This window comes from Comamonas sp. UBA7840 (assembly GCF_002501455.1).
GTDB lineage: Bacteria > Pseudomonadota > Gammaproteobacteria > Burkholderiales > Burkholderiaceae_C > Comamonas > Comamonas jiangduensis.
On the sequence record NZ_DLTI01000024.1, the window covers coordinates 63,028 to 77,437 of the forward strand.

Annotated in this window: 13 protein-coding genes; 5 read left to right on the plus strand and 8 right to left on the minus strand. The window is 57.2% G+C overall.

The window, feature by feature from the left end; genetic code table 11:
* Window positions 1–161: 161 nt before the first annotated feature.
* The 3 genes from B3R00_RS09110 to B3R00_RS09120 form a co-directional block, all read right to left on the minus strand.
* Complete coding sequence (locus tag B3R00_RS09110) at window positions 162–1,241, minus strand: alkene reductase (protein WP_286998743.1); 1,080 nt, start codon at window positions 1,239–1,241, stop codon at window positions 162–164.
* A 339-nt stretch (window positions 1,242–1,580) separates the two neighbouring features.
* Entirely contained in the window at window positions 1,581–2,762 is a 1,182-nt protein-coding gene (locus tag B3R00_RS09115; protein WP_286998769.1) for a M20 aminoacylase family protein, read from the minus strand.
* Window positions 2,763–2,805: 43 nt separating this feature from the next.
* Complete coding sequence (locus B3R00_RS09120) at window positions 2,806–4,140, minus strand: DUF3100 domain-containing protein (protein WP_286998744.1); 1,335 nt, start codon at window positions 4,138–4,140, stop codon at window positions 2,806–2,808.
* Between the two features lie 359 nt (window positions 4,141–4,499).
* Here B3R00_RS09120 and B3R00_RS09125 point away from each other — a divergent pair, with 359 nt between their 5' ends.
* Complete coding sequence (locus tag B3R00_RS09125) at window positions 4,500–5,414, plus strand: LysR family transcriptional regulator (protein ID WP_286998745.1); 915 nt, start codon at window positions 4,500–4,502, stop codon at window positions 5,412–5,414.
* A gap of 235 nt (window positions 5,415–5,649) precedes the next feature.
* On the plus strand, window positions 5,650–6,006 hold the full coding sequence (locus B3R00_RS09130) for a zinc ribbon domain-containing protein YjdM (RefSeq protein ID WP_286998746.1): 357 nt from the start codon (window positions 5,650–5,652) through the stop codon (window positions 6,004–6,006).
* 349 nt (window positions 6,007–6,355) lie between these two features.
* Here B3R00_RS09130 and B3R00_RS09135 read toward each other — a convergent pair whose 3' ends face one another.
* The 4 genes from B3R00_RS09135 to B3R00_RS16345 all read right to left on the minus strand — a co-directional run bounded on the left by B3R00_RS09135 (window position 6,356) and on the right by B3R00_RS16345 (window position 10,602).
* A complete protein-coding gene (locus B3R00_RS09135; RefSeq protein ID WP_286998747.1) occupies window positions 6,356–8,431 on the minus strand; it encodes a TonB-dependent copper receptor in 2,076 nt (691 codons plus the stop codon).
* 434 nt (window positions 8,432–8,865) lie between these two features.
* The gene (locus B3R00_RS09140; protein WP_286998748.1) at window positions 8,866–9,324 is read right to left on the minus strand and encodes a hypothetical protein; all 459 of its coding nucleotides are present in this window, start codon (window positions 9,322–9,324) and stop codon (window positions 8,866–8,868) included.
* 385 nt (window positions 9,325–9,709) lie between these two features.
* Complete coding sequence (locus B3R00_RS09145) at window positions 9,710–10,024, minus strand: hypothetical protein (protein ID WP_286998749.1); 315 nt, start codon at window positions 10,022–10,024, stop codon at window positions 9,710–9,712.
* 287 nt (window positions 10,025–10,311) lie between these two features.
* Window positions 10,312–10,602: a hypothetical protein gene (locus B3R00_RS16345; RefSeq protein WP_376747671.1), complete on the minus strand. Its 291-nt coding sequence runs from the start codon at window positions 10,600–10,602 to the stop codon at window positions 10,312–10,314.
* A 62-nt stretch (window positions 10,603–10,664) separates the two neighbouring features.
* On the opposite strand from B3R00_RS16345, the gene B3R00_RS09150 reads away from it, so the two are divergent.
* The gene (locus B3R00_RS09150) at window positions 10,665–10,883 is read left to right on the plus strand and encodes a hypothetical protein (RefSeq protein ID WP_286998750.1); all 219 of its coding nucleotides are present in this window, start codon (window positions 10,665–10,667) and stop codon (window positions 10,881–10,883) included.
* Window positions 10,870–12,162, plus strand: coding sequence for a sensor domain-containing diguanylate cyclase (locus tag B3R00_RS09155; RefSeq protein ID WP_286998751.1), 1,293 nt, complete (start codon window positions 10,870–10,872; stop codon window positions 12,160–12,162). The genes B3R00_RS09150 and B3R00_RS09155 overlap by 14 nt, the downstream gene beginning before the upstream one ends.
* Before the next feature lie 165 nt (window positions 12,163–12,327).
* Here the strand turns inward: B3R00_RS09155 and B3R00_RS09160 are convergent, their stop codons facing one another.
* Entirely contained in the window at window positions 12,328–13,362 is a 1,035-nt protein-coding gene (locus tag B3R00_RS09160; protein WP_286998752.1) for a TerC family protein, read from the minus strand.
* A gap of 142 nt (window positions 13,363–13,504) precedes the next feature.
* On the opposite strand from B3R00_RS09160, the gene B3R00_RS09165 reads away from it, so the two are divergent.
* Window positions 13,505–14,404 carry a LysR family transcriptional regulator gene (locus tag B3R00_RS09165; protein WP_286998753.1) on the plus strand — a complete coding sequence of 300 codons (900 nt, stop codon included), beginning with the start codon at window positions 13,505–13,507 and terminating at the stop codon, window positions 14,402–14,404.
* Window positions 14,405–14,410 lie beyond the last annotated feature (6 nt).

The following is a 14,410-nucleotide window of genomic DNA, read 5'->3' on the forward strand; positions in this document are numbered from 1 at the left end:
CTTTAAGACTTAAAACCCTTAGAAGTCGTTGCCTAGCAAGCGCTAGCAGCTATTAAAAGTTATATGCCGGTTATGCGCTTGCAACAAAAAAGCCAGTCCTGAGACTGGCTTTTTTTATGGGTGCACGGCGCAGGCCCTGCGCCCGCGTCTTGCAACTGGGCTCACACCTGCGCCAAAGCGGCATCCAAGGTGGGGTAGTCGTTGTAGCCCGTGGCATCGGGGCTGTAGATGGTTTGGGCCACCAAGGGGTTCAGCGCTGCGCCCTGCGCAAAGCGTGCGGGCAGGTCGGGGTTGGCAATAAACACCCGACCAAACGCCACCGCATCGGCCGCGCCGCTGGCCAGCAGCTTTTCAGCGTCTTGCTGGCTCATGCCGTCATTGGCAATGAAGGTGCCGCTGTAAATTTTGCGCATATGCTGGCCGATGGGCAGCACGCCGTCTTTCAGCTCTTCGCGCGAGAAGATAAAGCCCAGCTTGCGCGCTTCGATCTGCTCGGCCACATAGCTGAACAGCGCCACGGGGTTACTGTCGTGCATGCTGTGCGTGTTGCTCATGGGGTTGAGGTGCACGCCGATGCGCTCCGCAGGCCACTCTTGCAGCAAAGCGTCGACCACTTCAAACAGGAAGCGCGCGCGGTTTTCAATGCTGCCGCCGTACTGGTCAGTGCGCTGGTTGCTGCCATCGTGCAAGAACTGGTCAAACAGGTAACCGTTGGCCGCATGCACTTCAATAAAGTCAAAACCAGCGGCCTTGGCATTGCGTGCGCCTTGCACAAAGTCTTGCACGATGCCGGCAATTTCTGCGGTCTCCAGCGCACGTGGCACCACATAGGCGCGCTTGGGGCGCAGCACGCTGACCTCGCCTTCGGGGGCAATCGCGCTGGGTGCTACGGGCAGTTGGCCGTCGAGCAGTTCCGGGTCTGAAATACGGCCAACGTGCCACAGTTGCAGCGCAATATGGCCGCCTTCAGCGTGGACAGCATCGGTCACGCGCTTCCAGCCTGCGACTTGCGCCTGCGACCAGATGCCGGGTGTGTTGGGGTAGCCCACGCCTTGGGGGCTGACCGAGGTGGCTTCCGTCAAAATCAACCCTGCACTGGCACGCTGGCGGTAGTGCTCTACCTGCAGATCACCGGGGGTACGCGCATCAAAGGCACGCATGCGGGTCAAGGGTGCCATCACCACGCGATTGGGCAAGGTCACAGAGCCAATGTTGAAAGCTTGTTGGAGTTGTTGGGTCATGAATGTTTCAGCCATAAAAAAGACAGGCTTTTGACCAGCCTGTGCATTTCATATGGCGCGCATTCAGCGTTTTTCAATGCCAGGGGCCTGCAAAAAATACAGCACCTCATGACGGTGCAGGTATACGCTTATGACAGATGCTCTTAAAAATAGAGCTATCAGTGCTTGTAAAACCTAGAGTTTCTTAATGAATTAGTCTGGAAAGCATGCAATATGCACGCCACCAGCTACGGTTAATGAAGCAATGACCGGCAAGCACCTAGCAAAAAGCCGGGCTGAACCCGGCTTTCACACGCTGCACACTTGACGGCAGCAGCACACTGACGCATGGCGACGCCGTCAGGCCGACGCAGGCAACTTGCCATCCCGCAGCAAAGCGTGCACCAGGGCCACAAAGTACTTCACGCCCAAAGGCAGCACCTGGTCATTGAAATCGTATTGGGGGTTGTGCAGTGAGGCGCTGTCTTCCCCATTGCCCATCCAGATATAGACACCGGGGCGCGCTTGCGACATGAAGGAAAAGTCTTCGGAAGCCATGCTGGGCTTTAGATCACGGTGCACCTTGTCCGCCCCCAGCACCTGGGCCAGCACCTCGGCACACACCTCGGCATGGACTGGGTGGTTGATGGTTGCGGGGTAGCTCACGCGGTAGTCCAGCTCAGCCTTCAGCCCATGCAGCAGGCAGGAGGCGGCAATGGCATCGCGAAAGCGCTGCTCAATGCGCTCGCGCTGGGCCATGTCAAAGCAGCGCACGGTGCCGCGCAGCTTGATGGCTTCGGGCATGACGTTGTAGGTGTCACCAGCGTGGAAGCTGGTGATGCTCAGCACGGCGGGCTTGTGCACTTCTTGCTCGCGCGCAATCAGCGCGGGCAGCTGCGTCACCAGCTGGCACGCAGCCAGCAGCGCGTCTTTGCCCAGGTGCGGCATGGCCGCGTGGCAGCCTTGGCCCGTGAGCGTCAGATCAAAAATGTCAAAAGCCGCCATCACGGCCGTGGAATGCACGGCAGCGCTGCCCACGGGCAGACCGGGCCAGTTGTGCAGGCTGTAGACGGCATCCATGGGAAAGCGCTCAAACAGCCCGTCGGCCATCATGGCGCGTGCACCGCCCTCGTTTTCTTCCGCAGGCTGGAAGATGAAATACACCGTGCCTGCAAAGTCAGGCTGGGCGGCCAGCGTCTGGGCGGCACCCAGCAGCATGGTGGTGTGACCATCATGGCCACAGGCATGCATGCGCCCTTCGTGCACCGATTTGTGATCGCAGGTGTTGAGTTCATGCACGTGCAGCGCATCCATATCGGCGCGCAAGCCAATGCTGGGGCCAGCGCCACGGCGGCCATGCAGCACGGCCACAATGCCGGTGCCTGCCAGGCCCGTGTGCACTTGCAGCCCCCAGCTTTGCAGCAGCTGGGCCACGCGGGCGCTGGTGCGATGCTCCTGGAACGCGGTTTCAGGGTGGCGGTGAAAGTCGTGGCGCCACGCTTGCAGGGTGTCCTGCGTGGGCCAGTGGGGGGTGTTGTCGATGGCGCTCATGGCGGCAACTCTCCTTCAAACAGATGGGGCGCGCTTACAAGCTGCCCACAAAGAACTGCGCAATCGCTGCGGCGGCCAGGAACACGCCAGCGTTGGCCATCAACGACACCACCACAATGCGCCAGCCCAGGCGGCGGAACGCGGGAATGTCTTTGGCCAGCGCCAGGCCCGCAAAGGTCAGCATGGTGGTGATCATGGCAAAGAAGTTCACCTTGCCCGTCAGTGCGGCCACTTCGGCGGCATAGGGTGTGCTGGGGAACGTCATGGCCATGGCCACAAACGAGATCCAGCACACGGCAGGCAACTTGCGCTGGGTGCCCACGTAAATCATGTCACCCACCACCACCACGGCAAGGATGATGGCCACGCCCGGCAGCGCGTCCAGCATGGGCACGCCGTGGCCCACGCGGTTGGCAATCAGCACGGTCAAGCCGCCCATCACCCAGGCCAGCAGGCGCATGCCCCAGTTCAGAGAGGGGGTGTGCACCACTTCAGTGGGGGCTGCAGCGCTGCCATCGTCAATCGCTACGGCCTTGCGGTTGCGGCCCAGCCAAGGCTCCATCCAGCGGTAGGCGCGCACGGCCAAAGGCAGCGAGATGAACAGCGTCAGATAGGTGCCCAATGTGGTGGCGATCAGGTTGGCCGCCGCCGCATAGGTGGCAATCTGGTCGGCCATCTCGGGGTGCTGGGCCGCCACGGCGCCCACCGCTGCGGCAGTCATCGACCCCGAGCCCACGCCCGCCCCCATGGCCAGTGCGTAGGGGTGGAAGATGTTCAAGCTGGTGACCAAACCGGCCAAGATGGAGATGAAAATCGCGCCAATCAAGGTGCCGGTGATGTATTCAGCCAGCACGCCACGGCCTTCGGGCGAATCCATGCCAAAGCGCTCGCCCACAATCGCCAAGCCCGGTTCACGCCCGATGGAGAACGTCGCGCCAATCGCTTCGCGCTTGATACCCAGCATCAGCGCCACGGGCATACCGAGCAAAATGCAGCCAATCAGGTTGCCCAGCTCTTGCAGGGCCAGTGCCCAGCCTACTTTGCCCAGTTGCGGCAAAGAGCCACCCACCAGCAAGCCCAGCTTGGCAATAAACAGCAGCAGCGCGCACGACAGCACGGCAGCGGCAAAATGCTGGCCGTGCAAGTCCAGCTTGACGGGGGCGGGCATGCGCTTGGACAGCAGCCCCAGCACCAGGCCGATCAGCAGCGCCCAAATCATGGGCAGCAACACCACCTTGCCAATACCCAACTCCACGGGCAGTGGGCCCAGCCACTCGGACAAAGCAGCAACCACCAGTGCCAGTGCAAACACTTGCACTACCACCCCCCAGTTCATCGGCGACTTGCCGGGCTGAACATCTGTACGCATTGGCATCCTTTTGCACGCGCCACCATAGCAGTGGCCGCGTGACGCAGCGATAGAGAAAAGCAAAAAGCAGCCTGTGGTGCACACACACGCGCTGCGCCACCCTCAGCCAAAGCCCATAGCGGGGTTGTACAACGCTTGCGCGGCAAGCCACGGGCGGCCGTCAGGGGCAAGCAGCAGTCACCGAGCGACGCACTCTGCGCGCATGCGCTTGCCAAGGACGGAAAATATATCCGCGTGTTTATTGCGTTTGTTTTGGTTTTCTGTTCGAAAAAACAGAACATCCCAGTACCATCGCTGGCCGCATTACACGGCCTATTCCCTCAACATTCCCTCGACAACAGCCTTTCTCTCGCCCCCCCATGCACGCATTTCAAGACTCCCGCGCTCGTTATTTGTTTGAAGCTGTGAGCAATGGTTCCGTGCGTGCCGCAGCAGAAAAGCTGGGGATTGTGCCTTCGGCCGTCAGCCGCCAGATCAGCTTGCTGGAAGAAGAACTCAGCGTCACGCTGATCGAGCGCCATCGCACCGGCGTGGTGCCAACCGCCGCTGGGCAGCTGATTTTGGACTACTACCGCCAGCACCAGTCCCACCAGCACGACATGCTGGCAAAGGTGGATGCCGTGCGCGGGCTGCGCAGCGGCAATATCAGCGTGGTCAGCGGTGAAGGCTTTGCGCAAGAGCTGATTGAAGGCCCCATTCGCCAGTTTCGCCAGCAATACCCCAACGTCTCGGTTGCGCTGGAAATCTACGGCACCAACGAAATCGTGCGCCGCGTGCGCGAAGATGCGGCAGAAATTGGGCTGGTGTACTACGCCCCTGCAGACAGCCGCATCACCTCACGCGGCAGTGCCCACCAACCCATGCATGCGATTGTGGCGCCCGGCCACCCGCTCAGTCGCATGGCCCACACCTCACTACAGCAACTGAGCGAATGGCCCGTGGCCCTGCTGCAGGGGGTGTACGGCATCCGGCAACTGGTGGAATACGCTGAGCATGCCGAGAAAATCCGTCTCTCGCCCGCACTCACCAGCAACCTCATCAGCGTACTCATGGGCTTTGTCACCTCGGGCCAGGGCGTCACGCTGCTGCCCCAATGCGCGGTCACGACCGAGCTGCAGCAAGGCCGCGTGGTGGCCGTGCCCATCAACAACCCTGCCCTGCTCAGCGCTGATGTGCAACTCATCACCCGCGCGGGGCGCCAGCTGTCGCCTGCGGCCAACCGTTTTTTGCAGTACTGCATGCAAGGTATGCAAGCGTTTCAGGAAGCGGCATAAAGGGCTGCGTAGCCTAGGCGCTACGTTGCTGCATGTCCAATGGCTGGCTGGCTGGACTGTGCCTGTGCCTGTGCCAAACCTGTTGGGCTTTCAAGATGAGGAAACCGATTCCTTCCCCTCGCCCATACCCCAGCAATGCCCTGCGCCAAAGCGCACGCGCTACGCTTGTGGCTTTCCTCAAGATTGTTGGGTTGCCGTGCCTGTGCTGGCAGCCGTTTTTTGACAAGGCCTTCTTTTGAGCACTTCCAGCTTCCCCTCTTGCCCCCAATGCGGTTTAGACAACACCTACCCCGATGGCGAAATGTTCATCTGCCCTGATTGCGCGCATGAATGGTCAGCCCATGCCGCCGACAGCAGCGACGAAGACAGCGGCCCCCGCACCATCAAAGACGCCAACGGCACGCCGCTGGCCGACGGCGACACCGTGCTGCTGATCAAGGATTTGAAGGTCAAAGGCTCATCCACCGTCCTCAAAAAAGGCAGCAAGATCAAAGGCATCCGCTTGGTGTATGACAACGGTGACCACGATGTAGACTGCAAAACCGAGCAAGGGCCCTTCACGCTCAAGTCGGAGTTTTTGAAGAAGGCCTGAAGGCGCTCGCGCCTGCGCGCTGGGCGCCTCAACCACCCCAAAGGCCGCTTTCATGCGGCTTTTTTTCGGGATGCAGATGGCATGCACATGCGCAGCACTTGGCATGGGGCAACGCCTGCTTTTATAGAAAAACAGCATCTAGCGCTTATTCAGCAAGCGACAGCAGCTCACAACTTCTTCAAACCACCCCATCTAAAAAACAAAAGGCAGCCGAAGCTGCCTGTTGAATGAATGCTGCAGGAGCGCATGGATGCCCCTGCGGCAGAGCCTGCAAACTGCGCAGTGCCGTGCCACGCCCTGCTTGCCCTCCTGCCAAGGCAAGGCAAGCAGGGCGTGGCACACATCACACTCAGAACTGGAAGTCTGCCCGCACCCAGAACATGCGCCCTGGCTCGGTAATACGCTGGTCACCGGGGTAGCCAAAACCGGCATTGCCCAGCAGGTTCAGGTGCTCGACATAGTATTTGTCAAACACGTTGTCGATCCCGGCCAGCAGCTTCACGGTGGGTGACACGCGGTAGCTGGCATTCAGCGCCAGCGTGCCAAAACCGGCCGTGGGCTTCAGGTCACGCCCCACCACGTTGCCCTCGTCGCGACTGTAGCGGTGCTGGGGGGCCACCAGTCGCCACAGGGTGCCTGCGGTCCACGCACCCTGTGCATAGTCCAGACCCAGCTTCAGCTCAGGCGGCGGGGTCTGGGGCAAGGGGCGGTGATCGGTGGTGTTGTTCTGCCAGCTGGCAGCCAGCGTGGCCTGCGCCGTCCACGCGGGTGTGAAGCGGTAGTGCCCGCCCAGCTCCACCCCGGCGGTGCGCGCATCTACATTGCGCACGTTTTTGCTGCTGCCAGCGTAGTTGAACAGGATGTAGTCCTGCACCTGGCCCACGTAGGCCGATGCCCAGGCCTGCGCCCGCTCCCCCTTCCACTGCGCGCCAAAGTCCAGCTGGGTGGTTTTTTCAGGCTTGAGCATCTGGAAGGCATTGCCCTGGTTCAAGCCGCCGTTGCTGGGCGAGAACAACTCCCAGTAATCAGGAAAGCGCTGCACGTGGCCCAGCCCGGCATACACCGTGGTGCCCTGTGCCAGCGTCTGCTCCCAGCGCACAAAGCCACTGGGCATCATGTGATCGCTGCGGCTGTCAGACATATTGCCGGTGTAGCGCCGCACCTGCGCCTGATCCAGCCGCAGCCCGCCCACCCAGCGCGTGTTGGCGCTGGCCTTCCAGGTGGATTCAGCAAACCAGCCCCAGTTGCTGAACTTGGCATCGCGCACACGCGGCTGCAGCTGATAAGACATGCTGGGTGTACCCGCGCGCTTGTCGTGCGGGCTGACATAGCTGTCCACCCCGGTCACCACCTCCAGCGCCTGCAGCGGCTGCAGTGTCAGCGCCAGGCGGCCACCATTGGTAATCCGGCGCACATTGCTAGCTTTGCCACCGGCCATCATGCCGCTGGTGGGCGGGGTGCGCAGGGTGTAGTTGTCCATCAGGTGGTCAGCGCTGTGGTGGTACAGCTGCGCCTCGACCTTGCTCAGCCACGGCGTCAGGTGGCGCTTTTCCACGCGCAGCCCCACGCTGTCGCGGCGGAACATGCTGCCATCCATGGCGCGGGTGGCGTACTTGGCCCAGCCATCGCCTGTGCCCACGGTCAGCTCTGCCAAGGTGTCGGCATCGGGCGTCCAGCCCAGTGCCACGTCAGCATTCCACTTTTCGTAGGCCGAATGCACGCGCTGGCCTGCGCCGTCTTCGTAGTTGTCGCTGTGCGAGCGGTTGGCGCTGATGCGGGCATACATCTGCGGGTTTCCCACTTCCAGCTCGGCACGCTGGTCATTGCGGCCATGGCTGCCCGCCATCACGCTGGCAGTGCCACGGGCAGCGGCCTGCTCAAAATCGGGCGGCAGGCGGTCAAACCGCACCACCCCGGCCGAAGTACCCGGCCCCCACAGCACCGTCTGCGGCCCTTTGACCAGCGTCAGGCTGTCAAAGGTTTCGGGCGAAATGTACGAACTGGGCGAATCCATGCGCCCCCCACAGGCCCCCAGCACATGGGCACCGTTGGTCAAGAGCGGCAGGCGTGAGCCAAACTGGCCGCGAAACACCGGATCGCTGTTGCTGCCACCACTGCGCAGTGCGGAAAAACCCGGAATGGATTTGAGGTAGTCCGCTGCGTCGCTGGCCGGAATAGGCTGGCGCGGCTGTTTAGGGTCTATCACCAGCTGGATGGGCGACTGGTCGTGCACTGCCGTCACCACCACCTCGGGCTGGACGACAGGTTCAGCCTGCTGGGCCCCAACCTGCGCGCCCCACAAGGCAAGGCAGGCCAGTGCCACGGGGCGCAGTACGAGCAAAGATGTACGGGTGCATGGGGCAGCCACGTTCAATGTCCGGGCTGCTACAGAGGCGCAAGGCTGCGCCGCAGTCAAAAAATACATGGTTTTCAATTTCTTTTCCGTGCCCGTAAACGCCCAGGGCAAAGCTGGGCGGCGCACGCAGGCAGCCGCCCCCACAGGGCGTGAAACAGGCTAATTACAAGGAACACCACATTCCTGATGGGCCATCAGTGTTTGCACACTGCTAGCGGCGTTGGCGGCAGCGGTGGTGCAGGTGACGGGCACACAGTGATCAGGTGCAGGTGTTCAACGTGAGTGTGTTCAGGGCTGCCATGCCTGCAAGCACCCGCTGTTCCAGCGGAATGCGCACAGAGCGGGGGCACTTGCAAAGCAGCAGACAGCACATAAAGTGGTCGCGCATGGCCAATGCCAGCCCGCAGACCCAAGGTTCGCAACCACGGCAGGTGCCGCAGTCCGCAATACCCAAGGCCGCGCTCGACACCCAGGCATCTAGCGCAAGGGCAGCATCAGCAGATTTACGCGCGGAAAAGAGAGGGCGGCCCGCGTGGGGGCAAGGGCGCGCTGATTTGCAGCGCTGGGGGAAAGTGCGGTGGCTGTTTCCAGCGGTGTGGGTGGGCAGGCTCGGGGTACTGCACCACCTGCAGCGCAAAGGCTGCAGGGCCCATCAATGCAACGCACAGCAAGCAATGCGGCCCGGCATGCTCACTATGGTCAAGATCGGGGTGTGGCGCATCGGTGGCATTCAAGTCTGTCTCCAGCCATGCGGTGTATTCCGCATCGCTGGCTGGCAATGCCGCCTCCGATATACACAGGCTGTGCTGCATGGCAGACAGCACCGCATCGCCCCCCATCGGCACAGGCATTGGCATGGCCCGCACACGTACGCCAGAGAGCATAGCCACCAGCCACAGCAGCGTGAACACCGTGAGAACCACGGTGTGCAAGCGACGGCGTTGACGGATGTTTTCCAGCATGGCGCGCATTATTCGCGAAAAGCAGCACCGCGCCAGCATTCGCGCGCGCTGGGTGCCCTATTCAACGCATTGATTGCGCAGGAATTGCGCTGCCGCAAACCTGCAAGCTCCCCATGCCTCGGCTTCCATGCTCACGCAGACTTGCAAGTCTGCGAGCACATTAAGCATCAAATGTGCATCTAACCCTTATCTGGATTGCGTCAGCAGCTATCAAATTCAAACTCCAGGCAGAACGAACGACACACACCGCAGCCCGAACTGGCTGTGTGAGGCAGCTTGCTGCGTGCGCGGAGCGAGCCGTTAACCTTTGTGCTCCTTTTGACAGGGGCCATGCCGCCAGGGCGGCTAGTCTGCGGTTATGCACCCTGCGCCGTGAGCGGGGCGCTCACAGCTTCCACCACCCCACCATACCCAGCGCTGACAGCGCCCACATACCCATCAGGGCGTGCCGACGCCACTGCGTGCGCTGGCGCAGCACTGTGACATACAGCAACGCACACACCACAGCAATCGCGCCCGCCATAGTGGGAATCATGGCCATCAAGGCATTCGCACGCTCCGCCCCTGAAGTGCCCACATGCATGGTCAGCAGCAACGCCAGCGGCAGGCAGCCACAGATGGTCAGCGTGAAAGCCGCCAAAGCGTATGAGCAGCCATAGCTCAGCCCCAAAAACGATGAAGAACTGCTGGGTGGGTTCATCGGAATACAGCCTTTGTGCGACGGGTAATCAAAATGGGCAGGCCAAAATGGACAAGCGCTAGGCAAACGCAGGAGCGACGCAGTGGCAACGCAAACAGCCTGCCAGCGCACGCCCTTTGTTTGCAAGCACTACATAAGGTCAAAACCAGCCTGAGCGCTTGATTTTAAAGCGCATGCAGCTATTAAAACAGCAACCTTTGCGCCTGCTGCCGCGCGTTGAACCAGCGGGGCTGCAAGCCGGATGGCTGCACGGACATGCAGCTCATTCACTCGGCACTCTAAGTGCTCTAAACCTCACACGCTCGCCCCGCAACTTGATGCCTGTAAATCTGCCAGCAGGCGCAGCCCACTTTGGACGCGTATGTATGACACTTGCATGCCCCGTAGTAGCTGGCGCTGTCACAAAGTGCCGAAGCCCGCTGCAGGTCAAATAAACCAGAAAGCTGCAATACGGACTGCATCAAGCCTGCGGCCTGCCACAACGCGTAACCAAACAGGTTGCCGAGCATGAAGCCACTCGCAATAGCGGCATCCGTGAACCTAGGGCTGCGCCCGCCTATGCTGCTGGCAACGGACACAGGCCATGCGCTTGTCCATCCAGCAGTCAGCGCCCCCTACTCCTTCCAGTTGGCAGTAAGGTATGACTCTGCTGACTCTGCTGACTCTGCTGACTCTGCTGACTCTGCTGACTCTGCTGACTCTGCTGACTCTGCTGACTTTGCCCATCGCCCTGGCCTATCGGCTGCACGCCGGCCATTTATGCAGCCACGCCGAAGCAAGCGCACGATTTTTTATATTTTGTTATGCTGCCTTCGCAATTCCTTGCATGATGCAGCTAGATTCTTGTGACCATTATTAAAACTGAAATACCGTTCTCGAAATTAGAAATGCTTAATCTTTTGCAAGCCGCTGTAGATCAAGCATTTAATGCAGTATTAATTACAAGTCCTGGTGAAAATGGTCGAGGACACAAAATAATTTATTGCAATCCCGCGTTCTGCAAAATGACAGGCTACAGCTCAGAGGAGCTCTTCGGCCAGTCCCCCGGTTTGCTGCAAGGCCCTTTGACAGATAAAGAGCTTCTCAAAAAATTACGAATTACTCTTCTTGAAGATAAACCTTTTTTAGGATCGACTTTAAACTATCGCAAAGATGGCACCATTTATTTGGTTGAGTGGAATATTTCTGCCGTGCGCGATGCAACTGGCGAAATTCAGGCATATGTTTCTGTGCAGCAAGATATCACTGCACGCGCAGAGGCTGAACATAGACAAGCCCTACTTGCACGCGCACTGGATGCCACTGAGGACGCAGTTTTAATTTCAGACGACAAGGCACAAATTCTTTTTGTCAATCAAGCCTTCGAACATCAAACAGGGTATTCAAGCAGTGAAGTTTTAGGAAAGACACCTAAATTCATGCAATCTGGCACACATACACCTACTTTTTATGCCGATCTGCACCTTGCACTGGCACAAGGTGAGAGCTATCAATCCACCTTTACCAACAAGCATAAAGATGGGCATCTGTACTATGCCGCTCAGACCATTACCCCAATCAAAGACGAAAACGGCTCCATAGCGCATTTTGTCAGCGTCAGCAAAGATGTTTCTGATTTAGTCATGCGTACACACGAACTAAAAAAGCAAGCGGAGCATGATGCATTAACAGGTTTGCTCAATAGACGTGTTGGCGAAAGAAAACTTAAGCTCTGCTGCAAAACGGCACAATCAAAAAAACAAGCTTATGCATTAATTCTTATAGATATTGACAACTTCAAAAAAATAAATGATCAATTTGGACATGATGAAGGCGATAGAGTTTTACGACAATGTGCAAAACTCATCAACTCATCCGTCCGAGTGGGTGATATTGTCACCCGATGGGGTGGTGAAGAATTTTTGATTGTATTGCCAGGCTGCCCACTGGACGCTGCCAAAGATTTAGCCGAGCGCATCAGAAAGGTAGTTGCCAGCCAGAATGATCCGGTCGTTGGACAAATCACATTGTCCCTCGGAGTTGGTACGGTTCGGCTATCAGAAAATTACACAGAACTACTGAAACGCACGGATGAAGCACTGTACCAAGCGAAGCGAAGCGGTAAAAACAAAGTGGTTATCGCAAAAACTGATTTATAAAATACGACAATAATTTTACCTGGCGTTGCCGCATAAATATAATCAAAGTTGAATCACCAAAAATTACTTATGCAACAACTCCATTTCACTGATAAATTAAAAAAAATGGTTAATTCATAAAATAATGGGGCACAAAACCCCATTATTTTATCCTTTAGAAATTATTTAATTAATCTTCCTAGTTTTATACAAAGAGATTATAATTCCAGCAGCCAAAAGTCCACCTGTAACCACCAAGCTCACGAACGCAGGTACTTTTCCGTCAAACATAAAATCACCCAAGAATATTTTGGCTCCAATAAAAATCAATACCAAAGCCAAGGCGTACTTAAGATAGTGGAATCGATGCACCATGGCTGCCAATGCAAAGTAAAGTGCCCGCAGCCCTAAGATAGCAAAAATATTGCTTGTGTATACGATAAACGGATCCGGTGTGATCGCAAAAATAGCCGGAACAGAGTCAATCGCAAAAACCAAATCAGCGATTTCAACCAGAATCAAGCTCAAAAGCAAGGGGGTGGCAAAAATTACCATTTTTCCTGTCGCAGGATCCTGCTGACGCACCGTGAACGCCTGACCATGCAATGTCTCCGTCACACGCATGCGTGATTTCAAAAATCGCAGTACGGGGTTGTTGGCAATATCAGGCTGATGGTCAACCATGATGAGCATTTTGATACCTGTTGCCAATAATATGACGGCAAACAAATACATAACCCAGGCAAATTCCATCACCAGTGCGGCACCCAGGCCGATCATGATTGCACGCAGCACAATCACGCCCAATATGCCCCAAAAGAGTACACGATGCTGATACTCACGCGGCACCGCAAAATACGTAAATATCAATGAGATGATAAAGACGTTATCCATCGCCAACGTCTTTTCAACCAGATAGCCTGTCATATACAGCTTGACCGCTGTCCACCCCCTCTCTTCGGGGCTGACGGCGGCTGCAATTTGGGGGTCTAGCGCACCTTCGCCGGAGTAATTGACATAAATCCAATAAACAGCCGCAGCCCAGGCAAGACCCAAACCGATGTACAGAGCTGACATTTTCAAACTGTCACTAATTTCAATCGCCTGAGCATCTCTGTGAAGAATGCCTAGATCGAATGCCAAAATAGCTATGACAGTGCTTAGGAAAGCAAACCATATCCAAAGTGGCATACCTAACCAGAGGGTAGAGAGGAATTCCATGATGCGAAAAGATGGGTTAAAAAACTTGCTCTTTCACTGAGCAAAGTACCGGCACCGCAATTCTTCTCTGGGGTAATAAACTAAAAAAGCAGCTTAAAAATGAGTTACGCTTCGGTTTTTCCGAACTATTGATGCACCAGCCATGCTCAACTACCGGCACCTCTACTACTTTTGGGTTGTAGCCAATGAAGGTGGCTTTGCGCGTGCCGCAGAGCGTTTGGATATGGCAATCCAGACCATCAGTGCACAAGTACGAAATTTAGAGGCCTCGATAGGCCACCAGTTGCTCAAACCTTCGGGACGAAGCGTGGTACTCACCGATGCAGGCCGTGCCGTTTTTTTACGGGCAGATGAAATTTTTCTGCTCGGCGCACGCATCCCTGAAGAGGCTGCCACTGCTGCGGCGGCTGGGTCATCCATGCGTTTGTCCGTAGGACTTTCAGACGGTATTGCCAAGCTAGCGGCTCACTGGTTACTCCAGCCCATACTGCGAACTGCAGGCTTAAAACTTGTCTGCCACGAAGGTGAAAATGAACAGCTGATGGCGGAGTTGGCGTTGCACAAGCTGGATTTGGTTTTGGCCTGCCAACCACCTCGCCATAACTCTAGTTTTCGCTTGTCGAGTGATCGGTTGCTCGTGTCACGCGTGGATTGGTACGGCCCGGCAAGCTTGGTGACGGATCAGGCAATTGCTGCATTCCCGCAAAGTCTTGGCAATTTGCCCATATTGGCACCGACGTCCCATGCAGCACTGCGCAACCGGATGGATCGCTGGTTCGAAGGCATAGGCCTGCAACCCCAGATTGTGGGTGAGTTTGAAGATAGCGCCTTGTTAAGTATTTTTGCAGCACAGGGCATGGGCATATTTCCTGTCACTGAATTAGGTGCTGCGGATCTTGGAAAAATACAAGAACTCCGGTTGCTTGGCTGTAGCCAAGGACTCAGTGAAGAAATTCATGCCATATATAGCTCTCGCAGCAAGAATCATCCCTTGGTCAGAAAAATTTTGCAAAACACAATCAATTCTGACATTGCTGAATAATTCAAT